Below are 24388 nucleotides of genomic sequence, written 5' to 3'. Positions count from 1 at the left end.
AATAAAAATCACCACTAGTAATAGTGGTGATTTGGTTTCGCATGTAAGAAAGCAGGAATTAAACCCGTCAGTGCAGCACGAATATCGGCACGTTCATTAATTAATTGGTGTGAGCCTTCTTCCAGCATCAATAAAGTCTGCAACCTAAACTTACGGCGAATATATTCAATGTTATAACGCCAATCTACGGTTTGATCTAAAGCGCCTTGTGCAAGCCATACAGGAATACGACAAGCTGGTCGTTGTTCCATTTCCAGCATCCATTTGGACATGGCCAAAATCCAGTCCATGCCCATCATACGAGGTTGCAAAGGATCTTTTAAACGAACAAAGCGTAGAAATTCAGGGTTATGGTTATTACGGCGGAAATGTCGAGGTACTTGGCTTTTAATCCGACGAATAATGCCCAGACCAACTGAATTATGCCACCAAGCGGTTTTTGCAGGTCTGATTAATGGCGACAACAGCAATACTCGGTCAACAATAGGATCTTCTCTACGTTCGGCATATTCAAGTAAATGATGCATCCAAATTGCACCACCCGTACTCTGTCCAATCCCTAACCACGGTTTCGGTAATTGTTTCGCACCTCGAACTGCATCATAAACTGCGTGCAAAACTTGCTGGTAGTGATCAAAATTCTGAATACTGGCTGGTGAGCCATTGCTTAAACCGTGTCCAGGCAGATCGTAAGTGACAATGCTAAAGCCTTGATCTAAAATCTCTTTAATAATCGGCTGGTAAATGCCACTATGTTCCAAATAGCCATGTAACAAACACACAGTACCTTGGATTTTTTGTTGTTTCGGCTGAAATACTTGGACATGTAAGCGAAACAATGGCATTTCTACATACCCCTGCCAATGCTCACAATCCAATAAATGTAAACCGTATAGCTTACGATACGCCTGCAATGGTTTTGAGATCTCTGTGACACGAGATAAATCCAAAGGCTCTAGCACCTGAGGTGTGGTCTCTCGATTTGGGACAGGTAAATCTAGTTGTTTTAAAATTGTCGGATTTAGAAATGGAATATCGGACATTAGGGTATCTCTCGACAATCACTTGAACCAAATAACATATCACGAATCGTAGCCAGCATTTCATAGTTGGCACGGCGGCTATGATCATAGTTTTGTTCACTTGGACGCCATTGTGTTAACGTCGTTGGCATTGGCGCCATGACAGGCACTGTCTCAATTCCATTCAAAGCAAATAAACGTCGTGTTCTTGGCATGTGGTATTCATCAGTAATCAAAATGACGGTCGGCGCACCGCCTTTCTTTTGTAGTAATAAAGAACTGAATCGAGAGTTTTCGCAGGTATTCATACTGCGGTTTTCTAACAATTTAGCATCCACACCGCGCTCTTTTAACCATGCCTGCATATAAGGTGCTTCAACACCACTCAGTACGATTGGTAAAGCATATTTCTTCTCCACTTGTAAAGTTTTTTCCAAGCGTAAGCGTGTATAATTATTCACCACAATATCTTTACCATTGGCCCCAAGCGTCAGTCCGCCACCGAGAACGACAATTGCATTCGGCTGTGAAGTATTTTGCGGCTCAACCATGTTCTCTTTATTATTTTTCAATTCGATCAGGTCTTTATTGGTCTGATCTTTATCCACTTCATTCACAGGTAATGCAATAGGATAGGTTTCTAAAAAAGCAATATATTTACCCATCAATGCTTGATTATCAGGTGTATTCCACTGTAAAAAATCCAATGGTGTATTCATCACAACAGCTGAACTTTCTTGATCCTGCTCAGGTTGTTGTTCACTCATCAATGGAATACTAGGTTTCTTTTTCTCATCTTGGCTTTCTTTTTCCTGCTCTTCAGCAATCAACTCTTGCAGCAACTTATAGCGTGCTTGAATTAACCTTAAATCTTCTGATTGTTCCGATTGAAAGGTTCTCTCCATGAGTTTCAAATAAGCCTGTCGAGCAATCCATAGATTAGAACCTGGTTCTAAAGTTTCGTGCTCACTCAACGCTGCAGGGCGCTGACTTTGCGCCGCAACCTGATTAACATCAACAGGAACAAAACGGTTCAGACCTTTCACTACCAGTTGCGAATAAAAAGGCGAATATAAAAAAAGCACAAAGCAGCCCAATAGCACAAATAATATGGTAATTACCCGTACTAAACTGACCATCCAATGCACTTTCGCCATAGATTTCTTCATCCAAGATGAGCTTGAATCAACCCTTGTTCACTATATAACACAGGTTCAGGTTCTAACTGAATACTAAACTTTTGTTTTACATCACTTTGTACTGTTTGATAGGTGTTTTGTACATCCGCTAGCGTAGCCTCAGCATAATTCACCAACACCAATGCCTGTTTATGAAACATCCCGACAGAGCCGAGTTGCTTACCTTTCCAACCTGCTTGGTCAATTAGCCAACCAGCTGCCACTTTAACATTGCTATTTGCTTGCGGATAATGCGGTATGTTTGGAAATTGTTGAGTAATTTTGTCAAATTCAGCTTGTGACAAAATTGGATTCTTAAAGAAACTGCCGACATTCGGAAATTCTTTAGGATTCGGTAGCTTACTTTGTCGAATATGAATCACCTGATTTTGTAAATTCTCAGCAGTGAGTTCATCACCGACAGCTTGCTTGAGATCACCATAATTCAATTTCAGCTCAGCTGTTTTCAACAGCTTAAACGTCACACTGACAATGATGTAACGATTCGGATGATCTTTGAAAATACTATGTCGATAAGCAAAATGACAATCTTCCGCAGCAATCGAAGTAAAATGTTTTAATTCACGATCATAAACTTGCACAGATTCGATAAACTCACCTGCCTCAACACCATATGCACCGATATTCTGAACAGGTGACGCGCCCACCAATCCTGGAATTAAGGCAAGATTTTGCAACCCAAACCATTGTTGTTGCGTGCTATACAACACAAAGTCATGCCAGACTTGGCCAGCGCCTACTTTAACCCGAACCTTAGTTTCATCTTCAGTGAGAAGATCAATCCCTTGGATATTCAAATGCAAAACCAAAGCTTGAATGTGCTGAGGCAACAGTACATTACTGCCACCCGAAAGCACTAAGACATTTAAATGCTGCTGTTCAGCAAATGCCAAGGCCTCAACAACCTCATTTGGGTGATTGATTTGAACATAATATGAAGCAATGGCATTCAAATTTAATGTATTTAAGCTTTTAAGCTGAACCTGTGCTTGTACCTGCATATTAAATTAAATCCTATTACCCTGCTTTTATTTGCTTTTTAAAAATTTCGACCCATGCCTGACTGCTGGATTCACATTGATCCAGTACGCGATCAAACCCATCTGCACCACCATAATAAGGATCTGGTACGGCTTGTTGTCCAAAATCCGGATCATGTTCACTCATCAGCGCCAATTTGGCACGAATCTGATCACCACCAAATTGTTGAACAGCTTGAAACATCAACGCTTGAATATCATCAAAATTGTCATGGTCCATTGCCAAGATCAAATCGAACTCGACAAAGTCTTGTAAAACAATCTGTCTAGCACGCAAATTAGATAAGTCATAACCACGTTTTACTGCATGTTTTTGACTACGTGCATCTGGTGCTTTATTCGGATGATAATTACTGGTTCCTGCGGAGTCGACTGTCACATTTAAGCCATGCGCATCACAATAGTGTCTGAGAATGGCCTCAGCGGTTGGGGAACGACAAATATTTCCTAAACAGACACATAACACCTTATACGGCGTTTGGGACGGCATAATCACCTCAAAGTTACACTTTTTAAGAGCGTCTTATGTTAATTTATTTAGACAGTGAAACCTATAGTCACTTAATATAAAAATGTTGTATTTATTATGAAAAAATAAGGATGTATGTATGAACCCGTTTCAATTTCAAACTGTTCCCAACATCATCGCGGGGCTAGGTTCGATACAAGAACTTAAAAATGTTTTAACGCAACAAAATTATCACAAGGCATTGATCGTGACCGATGCTGGCATGATACAGCATCAATTGCATCAGCCCATTTTAGAGATTCTGACTCAGATTGGCCTTGAATACATTATTTATTCCGATATCCAAGCTGATCCGCCTGAGCATATTGTATTGGAAGCTGTTGATTTTGCAAAACAAGAACAGATTGATGTGATTATCGGCTTTGGTGGTGGTAGCTCCATGGATGTGGCTAAAATCATTGCCTTGCTGGCACATCCTAAACAGCAACAGAATCTCAGTGAAATCTATGGTGTTAACCAAGCCAAAGCCCCTCGTTTACCCCTCATTCTCATCCCAACCACAGCAGGGACAGGTTCAGAAGTCACTCCTATTTCGATTGTGACTACAGGTGCAACCACCAAAATGGGAGTAGTCTCCCCCTTTTTATATGCCGATGTTGCGATTTTAGATGCGACTTTCACTCAAGGTTTACCTGCTCATATTACCGCGGCGACAGGCATCGATGCCATGGTGCATGCTATAGAAGCTTATACCTCAAATATTAAAAAGAATTTTTATGCCGATATGCTGGCTAAAAATGCATTGAAATTACTCAATCATAATTTAGCTAAAGTCTTGAAAAATGGGGCTGATTTAGAAGCACGCCAAAACATGTTAGTGGGCTCTATGTTAGCTGGCCAAGCCTTTGCCAATGCACCCGTTGGCGCAGTGCATGCGCTTGCTTATCCATTAGGTGGACATTTTCATCTTTCGCATGGACATACCAATGCGTTGGTACTGGTTGAAGTTTTAAAATTTAATGCACCCAAAGCCAAACAGCACTATGCAGAATTGATGCAATTACTCGACCCTCGAAGTACGGGCTGTACCGATGGCCTCTGTGACCTGTTTATTGACCATATGCAGAATCATCTGGACCAAAGTGGCTTAACCTTGAGGTTAAAAGAACTCGATATTGCTGAAGCGAAATTACCGCAACTCGCCAAAGATGCCATGCTGCAAACTCGACTTTTACAGAACAATCCAAGAGAAATGACCGAGCAAGACGCACTACAGATCTATCAGGCGATTTATGCATGAGCAAACCAACTTTAAAACAACGCGAACAATTTAAGTTCTTTTTTCCAATCCAAACCCGTTGGGCCGATAATGATATTTACGGCCACGTTAATAACGTGACTTATTATAGCTATTTTGATACTGCAGCCAATTCATTACTGATTCAGAAAACAGGTTTCGATATTCATCACAGTGACATTATTGGTCTAGTGGTTGATTCAGCTTGTAGCTTCCAACAGGAACTATCATTTCCAGAAATCATTGAAGTGGGTGTGGCGATTGGCAAAATAGGAAATTCATCTCTTAGATATGAACTGGCGATTTTTAAACAAGGTCAGCAGCAAGCCGCAGCACAAGGTCATTTTATTCATGTGTTTGTAGACCGAGAGAATCGAAAAAGCACCAACATTCCAGAAGCAATGCGGGATGTTCTAAATCACTATTTATTATAATTTCAGATCGCAGAAATAAACATGCCACAACATTGTCTTGAACGATGTTGTGGCAGCCCATGATCAACCTAAATCATTAGATATGTGGTAAAGCATAAGGTACGATATCTTGGAAGGTACGACCATGCACATTTTCACCAATCGCGTGCATTTTCCATGCATCATTGTGGCGATAAATTTTTGCAATAATCAAACCAGTATGTGCGCCTTGTGAAGACAGCTTATAGCTTGCAATTTCCTGATTGCTGGATTGATCCACCAAACGGCAGAATGCATTTTCAACTTTCTCAAAGGTCTGTCCACGGAAACTGCTCACCGTAAATACCAACGATTTTACTTGTGCCGGAATCTGGTTCAAATTAACACGAATGACTTCATCATCGCCATCGCCCTCTCCGGTTAAGTTATCGCCCGAATGGTGGATACTGCCATCCTTACTTTGCAATTGACCAAAGTAAACGACGTCCAATACTTGTTTGTTTTCATCAAATAAAATGACAGAAGCATCAAGGTCAATATTCCCACCGCCACCACCAAAGCCGAAAAAGCCTTTGCTTTTCGCAACGTCCCAGCCCACACCTAAAAAGATTTGTTGTAAGCTGCTGCCATCTGCTTTTTGCAAGCTGATTTTTTGGCCTTTTTCTAAATTAATTCCCATGTACTTTTACTCCTCTGGATAGAACGATAAAAATGATTGTTTTAATTTGATTGATTACGATTTAAGTTTAACTTCGAGGTTAACCACTGCAGGAAATTGTTGCGGTTTCGAGAACAAATCACCACCTTGCCTTGACCGGAAAAACGCAATACCATCCCTTCGCCACTGGTCACACTATTAACTAAATTGCCAAGAAAACCACTACTCTGTGAAGTAGAAACGGATAAATTATAATTTAGACGTGAATCCCAACAGACCACATGTCCATTATCAATAATGACTTCTTTGTTTGGTTCAACCTCAAGCTCAAACAAGGTACCACACCCAGAGACCACCACTTGGCCTTGCCCGCTGGTTTCCATCACTAGAAAACCGCCGGTATTACCAAAAAATGCACCGCCAAGGCTACTGTTTAAACGCGCTTTGACTTCAACTGAGTCATGCGCTGCCACGAAAGCTCCGTCACTGAGCAAGTACTGCGTCGTACCGACATCCAGAATCTGCATATCACCATCCAATGCGGCAGATAACAGACAATCTCCATCACCGCGTACCGCTTCGATATGCTGCTGAAACAGCGATTCATCATTGGCGAAACGGCGTAATAGGGATTGCATTAAACCACCTTGCAAACGCCCTTTTAACTCCAAAGGTGCTTCCATCATCACCATAGCGTTACTTTCGCAATAGATTTTGTCGCCACGACGCATGGATACATGCAGGAACGGTTCTGGTGAACCAACTAAGCTAAACTGTGCCATTATTTATTCCTTTTAATTTCTAACAATCTTATGTTGCTTCGCAGCGTTTAACCAATCAGGGAATTCTTGTAATAACAATTCATATAGGCGTTCATCTGAAACACTATCAATGCGGTCCAAACTAAAGAAATTACAGTTATCGACAATTCGACCTGACATTTCATCCAGCTTTTCTAGTGCGCCATAATCTCGCCCGCCAATCCCGACAAATTGCCAGAAAATAGGCAGTTTGGCCGCTTGGGATAATATTTTCTGCATTTGTCGACGGCTGCCCACGCCACCATCCGAAATAAATAAAACATAAGTCGGGATTTGATCTTTGAATTTTTGGAAATAGTTAATCACAGCTTCAATTGCTGGAATTTCCTCATTATAACGCGCCCCCACTTGCCAATTCTTCCAGCCACGCTGGGTGGTATTAATGAAATCATTGACATTGTTGAGGGTAACATCATCCAGTTGTGTGGTTTTAGCAGCAAAAGCCCAACACTCAAAACTGCCATCATCATCAAAATGAATGGCCAGTGGCATTAGGCGATTCACCACCTTTTGTACATCACCGCGACGATATTGCCCATCCATTGATCCTGAAGCATCCAAGACCAAGGCTACGCGAGCGGTCACGCCCAGCAAGTTTTTCTTTTCCAGTTGGACCAGTGATTTTTTGGTCAGATCGATAATGGATGCATTGCCCGTTTTTTCGGCCTTTTGCAAAGATAATTTTTTCTTTAAATCGATATTCGATTGTGGTGCTGTAGGTGTCGTTTGTTGTAGTGTCGGCTCTTCTGCGACTTCTCCACCAAAATGTTGAATTAAAGCAGCGAGACCTGCATTAAAGCCTTGTCCAATGGCTGCTAAACGCCAAATACTGTCTTTTCGATAAATCTCGATCAGCATGGTGGCACGTTCTTGATCGAAGATGCTGCCATCTAACTTCAGTTCAGCAATCGGCTGTAACTGTACATTAAGAATTTGAATCGTGGCTTGCTGTAATTGTGACATGACATTCTGACCATCAATTGCAGCGGTCAAAACCAGATGTTGAATACTTGCTGGTAGTTTTGCAGAATCAACTAAAAAACGACTGCATTTATTCTGGTTTTCAATCAAACGAACAGCTTGGCATGGCGTTTCAGGCTGATTGTAAAAAGTCATATATCGCTCATCACTTAAACGATATTGCGGATCAAGTCCAAAACTTGCGATATCTAAATCAAAAGCTGCTTGGTATTGAATCTGGATATAAAAAGAGGATTGCCCCTGTAAAACATCAGTTAATTTTATTTTTTGTCCGCGAACTAAATTCAACATATTAAGGAATAACCTATTTTTATCATTTATAAATATCGAAAAAGAAGATAGTGCCTAAACACTATCTTCCACAGGCATCTTAAACAGAAACACCATAAGAAGCCGCTAATGGCCCTAAGCCACCAGCAAAACCTTGACCGATTGCGCGGAATTTCCACTCGCTACCGTGTTTATAAAGTTCACCAAAGATCATTGCAGTTTCAGTGCTGCTGTCTTCAGACAAGTCATAACGTGCAATTTCAGTACCACCCGCATCGTTAATTACACGAATATAGGCATTCGCAACTTGACCAAAGTTTTGGTTACGGGTTTGACCATCATAAATCGTAACCGCAAAGATTACTTTTGCAACGTCAGCAGGAACTTTGCTTAAATCGATACTTAAGGTTTCGTCATCACCATCGCCTTCACCTGTACGGTTATCGCCATTGTGAACTACAGAACCATCAGATGACTTTAAGTTATTAAAGAAAATAAAGTCATTGTCAGCACGAACCTTACCACCTTCATTGACTAAAAATGCAATCGCATCAAGGTCAAATGCAGCACCATCAGTCACGCGTGGATTCCAACCTAAACCAACAGTTGTTTTTGTAATGCCAGGCGCTTCTTTGGTTAAGCTAACGTTGCCGCCTTTGGTTAAACTAATTGCCATTCGAGTTTCTCCTTATTAAATATCAACTCATTGTTTATTTCATTTGGATCATGGACATCATATAAATGATGTATCCATGCATTTTTATCAAGCTTGTGTTTGTTGTTTACTGTAAGCAATCGAAGATAATACAGCCCAAATGATGAATGCAATACCAATCAAGCCCGTTACAACTTCAGGCACATGACCACCTGTTCCTGTATAAAGCATAATTGCAGCTAAAGCACCAATCGCATAATGTGCGCCATGCTCGAGATAGATAAATGCTTCTAGTGTGCCTTTCTCAACTAAATAAATCGTCATAGAACGGACAAACATTGCACCAATGGCCAGACCGAGCATAATCACAACCACATCACTTGTGATCGCAAATGCACCAATCACACCATCGAAACTAAACGAAGCATCTAATACTTCGAGGTAAAGGAAACCACCAATACCTGCTTTGACGATATTACTTGAAGTACCTGTAACTGGTTTTTCATCGGCATCATCATCTTCGCTGCTGCCTTCAAGCAAATGACCCAGTACCTGTACACCGATATAAACCACGATGCCCCAGATCCCTGCGACAATCACGATCAGTTTTTGTTGCTCAGGCACAAAAGCAGCCATGGTCAATAAAGCAATCAGGGATACGAATACTGACATCGCAGGAATATTGGCTAGATTCGATAAATGGGTTTCCAACCAATGGAACCAGTGCGTATCTTTACCATCATCAAACAAGAAGTTTAAGAACACCAACAGCAGGAACATCCCACCAAAGGCTGCAATTTCAGCATGGTGTGCAAGTAACTTTTCTGAATAAGTTTTTGGGTCATTCAGTGCCAGTTTCGCAACTTCAATCATTCCCATGTCAGCGGTTACACCAACAATTAACAACGGGAAGATTAAACGCATACCAAATACAGCAACTAAAATCCCGACGGTAAGGAATAGTTTTTTCCAGAACTCATCCCAGTTTCTGAGTACTGATGCATTGACAACAGCATTATCAAAAGACAGAGATACTTCCATGACCGCCAGTACAGTCGTAATCAATAAAACTTTAAGCATCATCGAGAAACCAGCATTTGGGCCATGCGTAAAGCCCCACCATGCTGATAACCCTAGACAGATTACGGTAAAAATAATTGAGAAACGAAAATGTTTCATTTTTTTCCTTTTCTAAACAGCTTTTAGCTATTCATCATTTATGTGTTGAAATGAGAAGCTTAGCCGACCTGAATACCATATTGTTGGCACATCGCAGCAAGCCCGCCAGAATAACCTTGACCAACGGCTTTAAATTTCCATTCGCCATTGTGGCGATAAACTTCGCCAAACACCATGGCAGTTTCAGTTGAATAATCTTCTGCCAAATCAAAACGAACCACTTCGACATTAGTGTCTTGATTCACGACACGAATAAAAGCATTGGCAATCTGACCAAAATTCTGGCCACGTGCTTGTGCATCATGAATGGTCACGGTAATCGCAATTTTTTCAATTTCAGGCGAGACTTTTGACAGATCGACCAATAAGGTTTCATCATCGCCATCACCTTGACCTGAACGGTTGTCACCCGTGTGTTCTACTGAACCATCTTGAGATCTGAGTTGGTTGTAGAAAATAAAGTCGTGATCGCCACGTACTTTACCCGTCGCGGTTAATAAGAATGCACTCGCATCCAAGTCAAATGCTGCGCCATCAGTCGCACGCTCATCCCAGCCCAATCCAATTAAAATGCGAACTAAATTTGGATCTGTTTTACTTAGGGATAAATTTCCACCTTTATTTAAACTAATTGCCATTTTGTTTTTTCTCCTCGTTTGAACACTTAAAATTCAATGGTCTCAATAATGTCCACATAGATATCGAAATTGTTGTTATCTAATACATGATTAAATATCAACTTTATTTACTGCCTGCAACCCAGCGCAGACCAAAACCAAAGGCTTGGTCCAACTCCCGATGTCCAGGTACATAACGCACATGACGTTGTACTTGGATACTGCCGCCTTGATTCACTAACTCTACAATTCCACACATCCCCAAAGGTTGCCCTTCAGTTAAACGGATTTCAATCGGTGGTTGATCTGGAACATAAATCGTAACCACAGCATCTGTTTCAGCCCAGTTCGGGACACCTTCATAAATAAAGGCAAACAACACCACACGGCGAATCTGCGACCAGTGCTGTCCATTAATCCTAAGCCACTCACCCTCTGTTAATGCACCAGTTCGGTCATCCGCAGAAAGCTGGATAAAGGGAAAATTGTTAAAATCACCAAATCGATCACCTAAAGCCTGAATCACCGATTTGCTACCATCTTGCATCTCGAATAGGCACCCCAAATCCAGATCAATACCTTGATTTTGGTTGAGTAACTTTTTAAAGAAACCACCCGTCTGAGCTTGTTGAGTCCGTTGATTCCAATTCAGATTAATTTTAATCTCACCAAAACCGTGAGCCTGTTTCTGTAAATTAATCTGGTTATTACGTTTATCTAAGGTAATTTTGCTTAAATTAATTTTAGGTTGTGGTGCTGGCGCAGGTATAGGTTGAGGCGCAGGCTCAGGCGTTGTCGCTTGCTCACTAATTTCTACCCCAAAATGTTCGGCTAACGGTTGTAAACCACCATTAAAACCCTGATTGACGAAGCGGAATTTCCACTGGTCTTTATGACGATAAACTTCGGCCAAAATCAGAGCTTTTTCAGTCTTTTCAGCACTTTTTACCGTTGCTGTTGCCGTGAGCTGTCCGTTTTCCCATAATTCAATCTGAATATCTTGAATCGCATTGATTGTACCTTGCCCATCAATCGTTGCACACATCGCAAGCTTGCTGATATCCGCATCGAACAATTGAGTATTCAGATTAAATTGCGCGATATACGGTGCTTTTGTTGTCGCCTCGACTAATTCCACACTACGGTTCGGTGTCTGCTTTTGCCCATAAAAGATCATATCCGCATCACCACGAACCTTCGCCTGCGCATTCAAGACATAAGCGGTGACATCTAAACCGATATGCGCCGCTAATGTAGTTTTAATTTTCACTTGGCACTGTGACTGGCTCAATGCCAAATTGGCTCCTGTAATAAGTTGTTGCATCGATTATTCCTATAATTTTTTGATTTTATACTTTTAGCCCAAACACTTTTGCCCGTTCTAAAATCCGTTCCGCCCAACGACGATGAGTTGCGGGTTCAAGCATACTGCCATGACAGGCAAATACAGCCTTACTGCCATCCTGTAAAATACCCTGCGCTTGTTTTAACTCGATTTCATTGACCTGATAAGCCTGATGCACAATCGAGATCTGTGCAGGATGAATTACTGTTTTACCCGATAAGCCATGCTGTAAATCCAGATATAACTCATCCTGCAACAATTTCACCTGACTAAAATGCTCACAGACAGGTGCACTCAGCGCAAAACCATAAGGTAAAAACTGACCTGCTAGATTTGCAATGAGTGTGCCGATTGGTGTTTGGTATAAGGTCATATCACTTGGGCGGCGCAAAGCCAAACAATTGAGTAAGTCATTGCCTCCGACCCGAAGCACCAATACTTTATGAAATTCTGGCAAGGCTTGTCTCAGCTCTTTCATTTGCCCCATATCAAAACTGTCGGCTGTTTCAAGCGTAGGCATATAGTGAAGTTCTGGTGGAAGAACCCTAAGCCATTGCTCAATACTGGCTAAACCAAATTTCGGCAACACCATGCCATCCAAAGCGGTGATTTCTTGCCATTCTGCTAACTCAGCGGCCATTGCAATATGACGAGGGCGAATAAACACTTTAGGATGCTGTTCAAGGCGTTGTTGCTGCTGAATTTGCTGTAACAATAGTTTGAGATTTTGTTTGGCAAACTCAATTTCTTGTTCAGTGATGGCATCTTCCAGACAGATCACCAAAGAGCGTAACTCTGGATATTTTTCACCCTTCACCACAGCCCATAAATCTGGGCGCGTGGCAGGCATATATAATGTTGCCCCTAAAGATAATGCAGATAACATAAAATTATCCTTTCCCCAATTTTTGAATCAATGTAATCGCTCTATACGGCGCAATTTGATCACCGACTACTTGTACAGGTGTCTCTGTGACTTGCGTTAAATAACGTAATAAACGGGTATCGGCATCATCAGCATCGCGAAGCAAGACCAGATCAGGTACTCGTCTTAAAATCGCTCGGGTTGCTTCAGCAATACTCGGTTTTATCCGATTAATATTTTGAATGTCGTATTCTTGAGCCAGTTTCTGTACCACCTGCTGGCTTTGATCTTGTTGTGCCTGTTGTTGAGTTTCCGCCCAGACTGCATTGGGTTGTGGATTAAGCTGGGTGCGAATCTGGTTGATGCGCTGAATAAACTGCTGCGAAATATCAAATTCTTTTAAATGGCTATATTCGATACAGCGATGCCATTGATCGATATTCTCGGCATTGATTTCCTCGGCACTCAAGGTTTCACCTTCACAAATACTGCGGGAAATAAGACCCGAAATAGTCGAACCCAAAATACCAGATGGAATCAGCCAATCATCACCACTGGCCGCCAACCATGCGCACCCTGCAATATCCGACAAGACTACCAACGGTAAAGGTCGCCCTGCAAAACGAGCATCATCGCCTAAACTACGTTGTAATTCTTGGCGAATCGCGCCTTTCCCCGTCCAACCATCCACAAATACAATCGATTCGTGTCCATGTTTAGCAATAATGGTTTCCAAGGCAGCAAAATCGATGCCACGGTCTCGAATAATACTGATGCCATAATGTACACAGTCACAGCCTAAATCCTGTATCGCATGATAAAGCAGTACACCTAAGGGTACGCCCGCACGTACAAAGCTCACCAATACAATTGGCTCCTTAAATTGTGCAACCAAGCTTTGTGCCAACTGCTGAACTTCTTGGGCCAAACGCTGTTGCCCTTGCTGCATGGCCTGTTCAAACAGCTGTAAATGGCGTTCGGTCGGTGCACTCTCCAAACTGATCATTTGCGAATAATGCTTTTCGCCCGATTGAATCAGGCGTTCTTTTTCGATGGTATCGGTTGGTTCAATATGCGTCCGTTTAAGTAAAAAAGTCACTTGTTCCGATTGGTAACTACCACTAAACCCTTGTTTTAAAATTAATTCACTTGCTTTATCTTTATTGATAATCGCCATAATATCCTTCTTGTTTATATTGCTGCGTCAAATTATGTTTTACCCAACGATTCAATTGACTGTGGTTCGGCATGCCCCACCAATGACAGAGATTTAAAAACTCTACATCGGACAAACTATCGCCAAAACCGAGAATCGGACGTTGTTGAGACGCAAACTGTTGCAATAAAAAACGGGCTGCATTGGCTTTACTCACAGGTTCTGGAATCAAAGCCAAGTTATTGCCATTTAAATGGAAATAGAACCCATCCAAAACTGCTGGGCTTAAGCTATTTAATAGTTCTGGTAAAAAATTCGGTGCATAGGGATTATCATTTTCGGTATTTTGCTTGGCAACCACGTATAAGCCCAAACCTTGCTCTTCGACCACCCAAGTACGGATAGAACCAAAATGGGTCGCCTGCTGCTGTACCACCTCAATCAAAGCCTGTTGCCGCGCTTGATAAGGAGCCAATGCATCTTGCATCTGCGCATGCCAATCCAGATTTACACTGAAATCTGCATTCAGTACCGTGCCGCCATGAGAACAAACTGCCCCATACTGAAAAGGTAAATGGACCCGAGACAATGCCTCTGCACTTCGTGCTGTGACGGGAATCAAATGTGTACTATGCAACAACCACTGCACAAAGTGCTGCTGAATCGGGTTCATATACGCTAATGCTTGTCCCTGTTTGTCTGTGGTGACCATTTTAAAGTCAGCTTGGGGAACAATACGGCGATGGGTCTGGAATAAAGTATCATCCAGATCAACCAACATGAGCGGCGTTGCAATATTTTGCGCATCAAATAAGAAATTAGTCATTAGCACTACACAGATTAAAAGTTTGATGTGGAAATTCTACTGCACTGATGACTTCAGCATTTGGAATCGCATCTAATAAACTATTGGCGACTGACTCAGCACAGGTTTCCACTGTAATGAGGATTCGGTCATACTCTAATGGATTAATATTGTAGACAAAGTTCTGAATGCCCAAACCATAGTTATCTGAAAAAGCCAATGCAGATTGAATTGCATGGCCTACTGCGATTGGTGAGCGGGTAATCGCACTAAATTTTACCTCTGCACCCTGTCGCTGCAAATCCTCAGCCAATAAGAATGAAGACCAGACATATTCACCACTTCCCAACACTAAAATCCGTTGCTGAGGTTCGACCTGCAAACGAATATAGGCTGAAGTATCCTGAATCGGTAAGCGTCCCCAAGTCGGTTCAGACAAGGTCGCGTACTCACCAAATGCCACGGTATCGACTTTAGGCATGTTGATCTGTGGCGGATTTTCGGCATCCTGCCACTGCCATTTACCTGTCATCAATGCCACGGACTGACAATCTAATCCAGCAATATGAATACCTGATGACCAATCCGCCAAAGTGGCCGTCACAATATGGGAAATTTGATCAAAACCAGCCGCCTGTAGTGCAGATACTAAATTGATAAAAGTTTTCCCTGTAGAAGCTTCATCATCAACCAATACGATACTTTTGCTGGCTAAAATTTTCTTTTGGATATCAGCATCCGGAGATCCATACAGCAATTGATCTTGTGCATGGCTATGTTCTTCTAAAAAGCGAGCCAATAACGGTGCGCCTTCAACAGGATGACGAGTCGTCGTGACATACAGCGCATCTGGATAGCGTTCTTGCAGGACTTGATGTACGCCTGCACCAAGTCCCACCGCAGTTTCTGCCATCCCAATCACCAAGATTGGCTCTGGCAAATCACTCGGAATCAGTTGGGCTAAATCAGTAAACGCATGGCGCATCACCTGAGGACTGACTGGAATATGTCTCCCCAAGACTTTTGAGACAAATAAAAAAGCTCTCTTCGGATTTATTCGTTCAGCAAAACCGAGTAAATCCTGCCATTTCCAATGGCTATTTTCATCGGGCTGTAAATCCAATTTGCCACGTTGTAATTCAATCTCAATCATATAATTCTTAAATCTAAGTTAAAATAATATACATAATGGTCTTTATATTACACAAATACTCTGACTTATGCTGCGTACAGTGACCGAACTTTCCATCTTTTCAGGTTGATAATTGAGCTGTAGTACTTGAGCAATCGCCAAATGGACCAAATTCACACCGCTCATAAAGGTATGTGCAATACCACCCGATGGTCGAGAGTTCACCTCCAAGATATATAAATGCTGTTGATCATTATATCGAGCCTGCATATTCACTAGCCCATCACAACCAAATAATGCAGCCACCTGATTGGCCAACTCAATCGCAGGATCTTCGAATGTCAAACTCTGGCAACCATTATTTTGTTTATAACGCGCAATCGCACCATGTACCTGACCATGTACGCACAACATATCCACTGAGCACTCTAGCCCAGCAAGAAATGGCATGACCAAATACACAGGGGGGTGTTCTAACTGGCGATAACTCTCAATAAAACTTCCAGGATGCGCCTTGAATCTCATGCTATTGGCAAACACATCAAAAGCATCCGCATTAGGATCTAAATGCCAAAACCCTGAAGCAAACACCCCTTTGGCAGGCTTGACGCACACATCGCCTTTTTGCAGCCAGTCATGATATGCATCCTCTAATTGCTCGGCATTTTCAACAATGGTTGCCGGTGCAACCGCCAAATCATGAGTCACACAGATTTGAGTGAACAGGGATTTGTCATTCAGTTGCTCGATCTGCTCAACCGTATCACAGCCCGCCATCAGTCGAATACCCAATTGCTCGAAGCGATGTTTTTGAGCCAGATACATTGCAGCATGATGCCCAGCAATGATCAATTTGACGTTTAAGCGTTGTGCTTGCTGTAAAACCCACTCGACTCGCTCTGACAAAGGTGGTTCTTGTAAAGCAATATCGGCAACAGACGTAATTTCAGGACGATCGTCGGCATGTGATGCCACCACATGCATTCGGGTATCAAATGGCGCAGTTTTTGCGGCCAAAATTAAATCACGTTGACAAGAATGCGCTTGGGTAAACCAAATCCCGATCGAGTTGTCTGCAATACCTATCTGAGTAAGATCATTCACTATTTGTGTCATACACATTCCACCATTTGCACCACCACTAAGCGACCGCCATCCTGACGTGAAAGTAAAATTTGTTTTCCATCTAGCAATTCAACTTTTTCGCCAATTGGAATCGTTGTTTTGGTTGCCACATCCATGAGGTCAGGCAGATTTTCATTGACCAGCCACCACTGATTTTGGTGAAAAACAAAATAGCCGACACGTTTGGTTTGCTCTGCTGTTAGACGCTCATTCGGTGCAATCAAATTATTGGCATGCCACGGGTAAAGTGACTGCCCTGTCCAGACCATTAAACGGTGATTATCGGGTCTAAAGCTGCCTTCTCGACGTGCCGAATAGAGGTTCAGTACAGGTAGCTTGCCTTTAAAGGCTGTGCCACAAAATGGACATACTGGTTTTGTTGTATTATCGAATACATACCATTTTTGACCGCAATCACTATTTAAGCATGGCTGAATCAAATCCACCGTTTTAACCAAAGCGGTTTCCCAATCATTGGCAGATGGTCGTTGTTGTGGCTGGTGCAAACCCGTCACAAAGCTTTGTAAAAACAGTTCTTTTAAATAAGGACCTGTCACGGTGAATGGAATTTTTTCTGGATCGGCCCACGGTAAAGCACTTGGACGTACCTGACTGACTTTTACACGATTGCTTGGGTCTGTTGGATGCTCAATAAATAAAGCATTTTCACCCATTGCCAGATTTTCATCGCGCTGCGGATCATTCACATCATGGACCTTGCCACCACGCAATGGATGTCGATACAGCAAATACATATAAATCAATACCGCCAAGGCATGGCGATCAGTCATGATATTCGGGAGACTTCGCTGCGGATCATCCTTTTTAAAGTGATTGGTTTTCACCACTTCAGGCGCAATGAAATCAGGTGTCCCCACCACATCGGGTGGGTATTTGCCTGGCACGACCAAACCATCAACATCAATTACACAGGCACGCCCAGTTACAGGATCAATCAAAATATTCTTATAGGATAAATCTGAATGCGCCAAACCTGCTGCATGCATACGACGCACAGCACGGGCAATCAAAATACAAATTCTTAGATAATTCGACCAATTGCCTTTTTCTTTTTCATCTAAAAACCGATTTTGGTTATTGGCACTGGCAAACCATTTCCCTTCTTTTTCCTTACCTTTAATGCCTAAAAAATCATTATTTTTAGAACCATGCTCAAAGAAAAACTGTTTTTGGTACGTCGGGGCTGTAATCCCCAATAAACCATTATATTCAATCAAACCATCGGGCCAACAAAAGACATTTTTCCAATAATCCCCACCTGCACTGTTGAAAATACCTTGCCATTTATTGCCAACAATTTCCTTTAAGCGGTCCTTCTGTCTTTCCAGCTCAGCATGTGACTGATAAAAATGGTTTTTTTCTTTGCTAAAAAAACACACCACATAAGATTTATCAGGCGAAAAATAGACATCTTTCATTGCTCCTGAGCCAATGACTTCATCAACGAATGCGACTGGCCGACCATCTAAAGTTTGACATTGGATAATCTTAGTCATGGACAACACCCTCCACATCCACACTCACAGGCTTATTCCATAAAATCGCCAAAGTACGATCATCGTGATGTCCAGCACTAAAGAACTTTGACCACTCTAATAAAGCCTGATCTGGATGTGGCTGCTGTAACTGTGGTTCAATTTCTTGCCATAACGCCTGCCATTTTTCGTGGTTCGCGAGTCCAGCATCCGTTTCAAAGCGTGGATCGGAAATACCATCTGTCATTAAAATCACAGCTTCACAATCATCGTAATAGCCAATATTGACACGACTAGCAAACTGCTGTGCAAAACTGCGATCTAAGAAACGGGTTTGTCCAGCAAACTCTCCACCATCAGGTTTACCCATTAAACGCACTTTATCTTTGGCATATACAGCAATGGCACCATCACCCATCCAGAAGGTGCTAATAAAGGTTTTTTGCTCGCATTGTTTAACCACAGCCACCAATAAAGTCGTGGCATAAGCCTTGGCTGCAACCTGCTTTAACTCAGCTTCCTGCTCAATGGTCTCAATCGCCACTTGGGCTGTCTTATAGAAAGTATCGTGAAAATCTTTATAAATCTGCTGAGCAACAGACTTGGTCATTTCGTCGTCACTGCCAACTTGCCATTGCTGCAATAAGAGATCCAGATGCGGATGATGCTGTTCGAGGTAATCCATCAGCGTTTTTGCTGCACTTTGCACCGCAAGTAAAGAACCTTGCCGAGAATAACTAGCACTACCAGCACCGTCTGCAACAATCAACACTGACCAATCAGTCTCTGCAACACGTGCAATCAGAAAATCATCATCACGGAAAGTACCTGCGTGTTCATGTGAACGTCCGCGCTGACTACAGGCTGCAAGGTTAAAATGCTCAGTCTGAATCAATTGGTGGTCACTATGTGCTTTTTGATAAGGTTCATTGCTATCAGGCTCATTGACCTGCCATAAACTACGCGGGTCAGCAGTAATAATAAAGGTCACCTCACCCGAAGACCATGCTTGTACGGCTTCGTTGTTTTTATACTGAAAGGCCAGTTTAAACTCACCTGCTTGCAACGGAATACCCTGTAATTGTTGGGCTTGATCATCAAATACGATGCCTAAGGCTTCTGGAATCTTGATTGATTCAGAACAAATCAGCACGTCTTCTTTGACCGGATATTGCATTTGAATACGCGCTTGATAGTCTTGCCCAACACGTGCATTGGGTATCTGAAAATGAGGCATTTTTTTCACCATTTTCACCTCATGATTTGGTTTCCCTGAGGCATTGTTCTGCTTGTGGTCGGTATTATTTGAGTCGATATTTGCAGTTGAACTAAGTAACAATGACGTTGTCGTAAGTGGTGTAGCGACAAAGCAATCATTTATAAAACAAGGCTCATTTTCTGCATCAACTGGAGGAGACAAGTAAAGCTCGTCTAGAAAATCAAGCTGGTCAATTGACTCCAATGCATCATTCTCAGTGTTTGGATTCTGCATCATTTGGGTATGATCGAATAGCGGTTGGCTTGATTCAGCACTATTGATATTTTCAACATTAGAGATGTAAATCGGCAAGCGCCCCTGCTCAAGGATGCGCTGTAATAAAGAATACTGAAACGCTGCTGACTGTTCTAATTGAAAACCCATTAGCTCATAAATCTGTTCAGCCAAATCATAGTAGGCATTATAAATTTTTTTACTTTTCAGTAATTGATCAACAGAATCGCCATCCAGTAACAGAGGGTTCTGTTGAGTTTGATCTTGTAATAACTGCTCCAATGTATTCAAAAAGGCAGTCTGAACGTCAGGAGTTAATGTTTGCGACATGGCTTTTCCTAGATCCAATTTTTAACCACGCCCTCGTTGCACATCGAAGCCGTCCATTCCACCATAACCGAAACTGACTTGGCGACGACACCATGGGCAAGTCACGTCCTCGCTAAAACCGTCATAACACATCAATTGGCCACAACCACACATGGCAAAAGCCGTTTCAGCCAAACAATGCGGACATTCTGGAGTACCCTGTAATAGCGTGGTATTGACCTGCTGCTGATGTTGGGTTTGGTCAGACCAGGTAAAATAATCCTCATCAATTTTGCAGCATTCGGTCAATTGAAAATGATATAAATTCAGGTTGATATTTAAATCTTGAGGCGCTTGATACTGAATTTCACGTTCAAATTTCATTAAATAAGGTCGATTCAGCTTGCCACAGCGTCCCACAAAAGTGACACAGTTTTCATCCACCAAGGTTTTCTTGGCTGGCAAATCCTTGACCAAACGCATATAACGCTCATCAATTGGCGGTAAATGATCTTGCTGCTGCCCATCCCCAATACTTTTACTTTGTGCAACCACAGAAGCACTAATCCATTGGAAAAACTTTTTAAAGTCTTGTTCATTCAACTCATCAAAAGCAATACAGTGCTCAGTTAATTGCTTGAGCGTTGCATAATCAACGTTTTTACCCATTCCTAAGGCAATCAGCGTACAGCGTCGTGCATATTTCTTTTGCCAACGGTAAATCGCATCTTTACATTCATCAGTCGGACGACCATCTGTAAACAAATAGACGATTGGCTTCCAATCCCCTTTGGTTTGTTCCGTTGTTTTAATCAAATGACGATCAAATTCATTCATCAAATGTTCTAAGGCTTTACCTAAATGTGTTCCGCCACCCAAAGGTAATTTCGCGGGATAATAAGCAAACACTTCAACTAACGGAACTAAGGTTCGAACAATCCCTGCAAAGGCAATAACAGAAACATAGACGGTTTCCAAGGCATATGGATCTTGACGTAATTGTTGCATAATCAACTGGATGCCTTGTTGCATCTGTTGAATATTTTGCCCCGCCATCGACTCAGAACAATCCAATACGAAAAAAACAGGTAAACGGCGCATCTTCTGATTATCCTTAATGTATTCTTTATTTTATTTACAACACCAACTGCACTTCCGGCGGCGGTGGTGGCAATGAAACAGAGCCTGAAATCCCTGCACTACTGCTTCCCACCACGACACTGGCAGATACCCACTTAAAGAATCCTGCAAAAGAGGCCGCATCCATGGTATCCAATACCACGACTTTATCGGTCAGTTGTAGGAGATGATCCTGTTTGGCTTTTGGCCCAGCAGCACAGGCAACAATACTGGCAAAATTTAACTGTTGTATGACAGGAATCGCTTGTTGGTAAGCATAGACATCAGACGGTGAACCGTCAGTCATCACAAACAATAGTGGACGCCAATCCCCTTTGACCTCATCGGTACTTTTCTGTAATTGCTGAGTAACTTGCTCAGCCAACAACTCAAGTGCAGCGCCCATAAAAGTTGCGCCTGCACTCGGCACATCGATATCGGCAAGCTGTACTTGATCCAAGGGCGTTAAAGGTAAATAAACCTTAGCCTCCAAATCAAAGGTAATAATACTTAAATGCACACTCTCTAATGCATAAGGGTCTTGGCGCAATGCACTCAACATGGACTGCAAGCCGACGTTCACCGAATGAATTGGCTCACCTCGCATCGATCCTGAAGTATCTAATAAAATATAAACGGGTAAACGGCGCATGTTGTTCTAAACCTTTCTTTAGCCGAAAATCAAATTTTTAAGCGTATTGTTTTAACCATTCCACAAATGAATCAGATTGGGATGCCTGTCCGACTGCATTAAATTTCCATCCAGCTGATTCACGGACAAGTTCAGCAAACAGTAATGAACGCTGTTGATCATATTGCCCCGTGCCCGACAAATCGAAACGGACCATTTCCTTGCCTGTGGTATCAACAGCACGGATAAATGCATTTTTAACTTGCCCAAAATGTTGGTTATTTTCTGCGGCTTTATAAATTTGCACCACAAAAACCACTTTTTGGTATTGTTGATTCAGGTCATTGAGCTTCACGATAATTTGTTCATCATCGCCATCACCCGCACCTGTACGGTTATCACCGGTTAACCAGATATGTCCAGAAGAATGCCTTTGATTATTAAAAAAGATAACATCACTATTTTCTAAGGTGACATTTCCCTGAGCATCTCGTCCCAGATTATTGACCTTGCCATTGCTCCCCACAAGGAAGGCAATCACATCCAAATCATATTCAGCGCTATTGCCCCCAAATAATCCACCAAGAAAACCTTTTTTCTGTTCCTGAATATCCCAACCTAAACCAATCGTTACTTGAGACAAATTATTTTCAGTTTTACTTAAACTAATTCCTTGACCTTTATTTAAACTCACAGCCATGGTTTTACCCTCTTATTTAAACTTTGTTTTACTTTTATAGTACGATGTTGACTTCAGGTGGTGGTGGTGGCAAATCGCCCAAACCGGTAACTTCTTTTTGTCCTGCATCCACTTTCTGACTGCCTGTTGAAATACTGGCAGAAACCCATTTAAAGAATGCTTTAATCGTATTTGAATCTGCCGTTGCCAATTCAACAACAACTTCTGTGATTTGTTTTAAAATTGAAGTATCGGCGCCATGTCCCGCTGCGCAGGCCACGATTACCCCTGTTTTGACTTGTTGTAAACGTTGCAACCCTTTACGCCAATCATCTGTTGGCACACCATCAGTCATAATGAAAATTAAAGGTTTCCAGTCACCTTTGACCTCTGCAGTGGTTTTTGCCACTTCATGTTCAATTTTATCGGCTAACAGCGCTAAAGCATCGCCCAAGGCTGTGGTTCCTGTGACCTGCAAATCAGGCGCTTGGAAAACAGCCAATTCAGTTAAAGGGACTAACTGTTTGGCTTGGCTATCAAAACTAATTAAAGATAAATAGGCCGTTTCCAACGCATATGGATCTTGACGCAAAGTTGAAAGTAAAATTTGCACCCCATTTTTTACAGCTTCTATGGGTTCACCATGCATAGAGCCTGAAGTATCAAGTAATAAATAAACTGGTAAACGACGCATTATTTTTTACCCTTATTTCGTTATGATTTAAATTTTAAGCATAGATTACACTTTTAGCTTATCTAAATCATTACAATGTAAAAAATAAATACTCTTCTGTCTATTTTGGCTAAGGATTGAGCTTAATATTGACTAATTCGGCATCAAAAGTATCGACCAAACTCTTAATTGTCGGCTCTTGGTGTAATAACTCAACCGCACGGTTAAATGCTCGCTCTTTACGCTCATTCTGCATCATTAAAGGCGTATTGGAGTCAACAGCACCATATTGCACGCTGAACAGCGTTTTTGGCCATTGTGCTTTTAATGCCTCCTCCAAACCATGCTGCAATTGCGATAACATGCCTTCATATTCTTGAGGAATCTGAAAAACAGATGTACCGTTAATCTGTCCTTGCATCACACCATGTTGGGCTAACTCTTGAACAGCCGGAGAAAGCTGGCTGGTTCTAAACCAATATTCCCACTTCTCTAAATTCCACTCGCCTTCTAAAACCTGCTCACGCAGTTTTAAAATATCTTGAGGCATCAGATCCGTTTGTTCATGATTTTGCTGCTGTATTACAGGTGCAACGGGCTTGTCTGCAACAACACTCGGCTCCAAAACAACGGCTTCAGCTACTGACTCTGATACGAGATCAAGTACTTGCTCAACTTTGGGTTGCTCCAGCTGTACTTGAGGATTTTGCTCAACAGGAAAAACCAGCACCTCATCCGCCTCAACAATATTCGACTGAATCGTATGTTGTTGCACTGATACATCCAATCCAATTAACTGGCCGTCCTCGGCATCAAACACCATGACATGAGGATCTTGATTGCGCGGTTCAGGTTCAGGTTCAGGTTCAGGTTCAGGTTCAGGTTCAGGTTCAGGTTCAGGTTCAGGTTCAGGTTCAGGTTCAGGTTCAGGTTCAGGTTC

The 24388-nt window shown here is 42.1% G+C and carries 24 protein-coding genes and 1 pseudogene; 2 read left to right on the top strand and 23 right to left on the bottom strand.

Going from position 1 to position 24388, the window contains the following annotated elements; genetic code table 11:
- Positions 1-14: 14 nt before the first annotated feature.
- The 4 genes from F993_RS14095 to F993_RS14110 are packed head-to-tail and all read right to left on the bottom strand — an operon-like array spanning position 15 to position 3751.
- Positions 15-1043 carry an alpha/beta hydrolase gene (locus tag F993_RS14095; RefSeq protein ID WP_004653195.1) on the bottom strand — a complete coding sequence of 343 codons (1029 nt, stop codon included), beginning with the start codon at positions 1041-1043 and terminating at the stop codon, positions 15-17.
- Positions 1043-2179, bottom strand: a complete 1137-nt coding sequence (locus F993_RS14100; RefSeq protein WP_004653194.1) for a YdcF family protein — start codon at positions 2177-2179, stop codon at positions 1043-1045. Before F993_RS14100 ends, F993_RS14095 begins: the two co-directional genes overlap by 1 nt.
- 8 nt (positions 2180-2187) lie before the next feature.
- Positions 2188-3222 (bottom strand): UDP-N-acetylmuramate dehydrogenase, encoded by a 1035-nt coding sequence (gene murB / locus F993_RS14105; RefSeq protein WP_004653193.1) that lies wholly within the window; start codon positions 3220-3222, stop codon positions 2188-2190.
- A 16-nt stretch (positions 3223-3238) separates the two neighbouring features.
- Entirely contained in the window at positions 3239-3751 is a 513-nt protein-coding gene (locus F993_RS14110; protein WP_004653192.1) for a low molecular weight protein-tyrosine-phosphatase, read from the bottom strand.
- A gap of 118 nt (positions 3752-3869) precedes the next feature.
- Between F993_RS14110 and F993_RS14115 the strand changes: the two genes are divergently transcribed.
- Together F993_RS14115 and F993_RS14120 are read left to right on the top strand one after the other, a co-directional pair.
- Positions 3870-5030, top strand: a complete 1161-nt coding sequence (locus F993_RS14115; RefSeq protein WP_004653191.1) for an iron-containing alcohol dehydrogenase — start codon at positions 3870-3872, stop codon at positions 5028-5030.
- Complete coding sequence (locus F993_RS14120; protein WP_004653190.1) at positions 5027-5461, top strand: acyl-CoA thioesterase; 435 nt, start codon at positions 5027-5029, stop codon at positions 5459-5461. Before F993_RS14115 ends, F993_RS14120 begins: the two co-directional genes overlap by 4 nt.
- Before the next feature lie 76 nt (positions 5462-5537).
- Here F993_RS14120 and F993_RS14125 read toward each other — a convergent pair whose 3' ends face one another.
- The 19 genes and pseudogenes from F993_RS14125 to F993_RS20665 form a co-directional block, all read right to left on the bottom strand.
- A complete protein-coding gene (locus F993_RS14125; RefSeq protein WP_004653188.1) occupies positions 5538-6119 on the bottom strand; it encodes a TerD family protein in 582 nt (193 codons plus the stop codon).
- 41 nt (positions 6120-6160) lie between these two features.
- Positions 6161-6880, bottom strand: coding sequence for a TIGR00266 family protein (locus F993_RS14130; protein WP_004653187.1), 720 nt, complete (start codon positions 6878-6880; stop codon positions 6161-6163).
- A 12-nt stretch (positions 6881-6892) separates the two neighbouring features.
- Entirely contained in the window at positions 6893-8191 is a 1299-nt protein-coding gene (locus tag F993_RS14135; protein WP_004653186.1) for a VWA domain-containing protein, read from the bottom strand.
- Positions 8192-8270: 79 nt separating this feature from the next.
- The gene (locus tag F993_RS14140; protein WP_004653185.1) at positions 8271-8846 is read right to left on the bottom strand and encodes a TerD family protein; all 576 of its coding nucleotides are present in this window, start codon (positions 8844-8846) and stop codon (positions 8271-8273) included.
- A gap of 87 nt (positions 8847-8933) precedes the next feature.
- The gene (locus F993_RS14145; protein ID WP_004653184.1) at positions 8934-10004 is read right to left on the bottom strand and encodes a DUF475 domain-containing protein; all 1071 of its coding nucleotides are present in this window, start codon (positions 10002-10004) and stop codon (positions 8934-8936) included.
- 59 nt (positions 10005-10063) lie between these two features.
- Positions 10064-10642 carry a TerD family protein gene (locus tag F993_RS14150; RefSeq protein WP_004653183.1) on the bottom strand — a complete coding sequence of 193 codons (579 nt, stop codon included), beginning with the start codon at positions 10640-10642 and terminating at the stop codon, positions 10064-10066.
- A 103-nt stretch (positions 10643-10745) separates the two neighbouring features.
- Positions 10746-11945, bottom strand: coding sequence for a TerD family protein (locus F993_RS14155; RefSeq protein ID WP_004653182.1), 1200 nt, complete (start codon positions 11943-11945; stop codon positions 10746-10748).
- 25 nt (positions 11946-11970) lie between these two features.
- A complete protein-coding gene (locus F993_RS14160; RefSeq protein WP_004653181.1) occupies positions 11971-12852 on the bottom strand; it encodes an HpcH/HpaI aldolase/citrate lyase family protein in 882 nt (293 codons plus the stop codon).
- Between the two features lie 4 nt (positions 12853-12856).
- Entirely contained in the window at positions 12857-14008 is a 1152-nt protein-coding gene (gene stiP, locus F993_RS14165; protein ID WP_004653180.1) for a cysteine protease StiP, read from the bottom strand.
- On the bottom strand, positions 13992-14813 hold the full coding sequence (locus tag F993_RS14170) for an HAD family hydrolase (protein WP_004653179.1): 822 nt from the start codon (positions 14811-14813) through the stop codon (positions 13992-13994). The genes stiP and F993_RS14170 overlap by 17 nt, the downstream gene beginning before the upstream one ends.
- The gene (locus tag F993_RS14175; RefSeq protein ID WP_004653177.1) at positions 14806-15945 is read right to left on the bottom strand and encodes a phosphoribosyltransferase domain-containing protein; all 1140 of its coding nucleotides are present in this window, start codon (positions 15943-15945) and stop codon (positions 14806-14808) included. Before F993_RS14175 ends, F993_RS14170 begins: the two co-directional genes overlap by 8 nt.
- A 42-nt stretch (positions 15946-15987) precedes the next feature.
- The gene (locus F993_RS14180) at positions 15988-17040 is read right to left on the bottom strand and encodes an ATP-grasp domain-containing protein (protein ID WP_004653176.1); all 1053 of its coding nucleotides are present in this window, start codon (positions 17038-17040) and stop codon (positions 15988-15990) included.
- Positions 17037-18566 (bottom strand): helix-hairpin-helix domain-containing protein, encoded by a 1530-nt coding sequence (locus F993_RS14185; RefSeq protein WP_004653175.1) that lies wholly within the window; start codon positions 18564-18566, stop codon positions 17037-17039. The genes F993_RS14180 and F993_RS14185 overlap by 4 nt, the downstream gene beginning before the upstream one ends.
- Entirely contained in the window at positions 18559-20367 is a 1809-nt protein-coding gene (locus F993_RS14190; RefSeq protein ID WP_004653174.1) for a PP2C family serine/threonine-protein phosphatase, read from the bottom strand. The genes F993_RS14185 and F993_RS14190 overlap by 8 nt, the downstream gene beginning before the upstream one ends.
- Positions 20368-20388: 21 nt before the next feature.
- The gene (locus F993_RS14195; protein WP_004653173.1) at positions 20389-21447 is read right to left on the bottom strand and encodes a TerY-C metal binding domain-containing protein; all 1059 of its coding nucleotides are present in this window, start codon (positions 21445-21447) and stop codon (positions 20389-20391) included.
- 34 nt (positions 21448-21481) lie between these two features.
- The gene (locus F993_RS14200) at positions 21482-22117 is read right to left on the bottom strand and encodes a vWA domain-containing protein (protein WP_004653172.1); all 636 of its coding nucleotides are present in this window, start codon (positions 22115-22117) and stop codon (positions 21482-21484) included.
- Between the two features lie 37 nt (positions 22118-22154).
- On the bottom strand, positions 22155-22796 hold the full coding sequence (locus F993_RS14205; RefSeq protein WP_004653171.1) for a TerD family protein: 642 nt from the start codon (positions 22794-22796) through the stop codon (positions 22155-22157).
- Positions 22797-22830: 34 nt separating this feature from the next.
- Complete coding sequence (locus F993_RS14210) at positions 22831-23469, bottom strand: vWA domain-containing protein (protein ID WP_004653169.1); 639 nt, start codon at positions 23467-23469, stop codon at positions 22831-22833.
- Positions 23470-23578: 109 nt separating this feature from the next.
- Positions 23579-24388: pseudogene (locus F993_RS20665) on the bottom strand (DNA polymerase III subunit gamma/tau); the annotation flags it as partial.

It is taken from the genome of Acinetobacter proteolyticus (genome assembly GCF_000367945.1).
Classification (GTDB): domain Bacteria; phylum Pseudomonadota; class Gammaproteobacteria; order Pseudomonadales; family Moraxellaceae; genus Acinetobacter; species Acinetobacter proteolyticus.
This window is presented reverse-complemented; position numbering and strand designations above follow the sequence as displayed.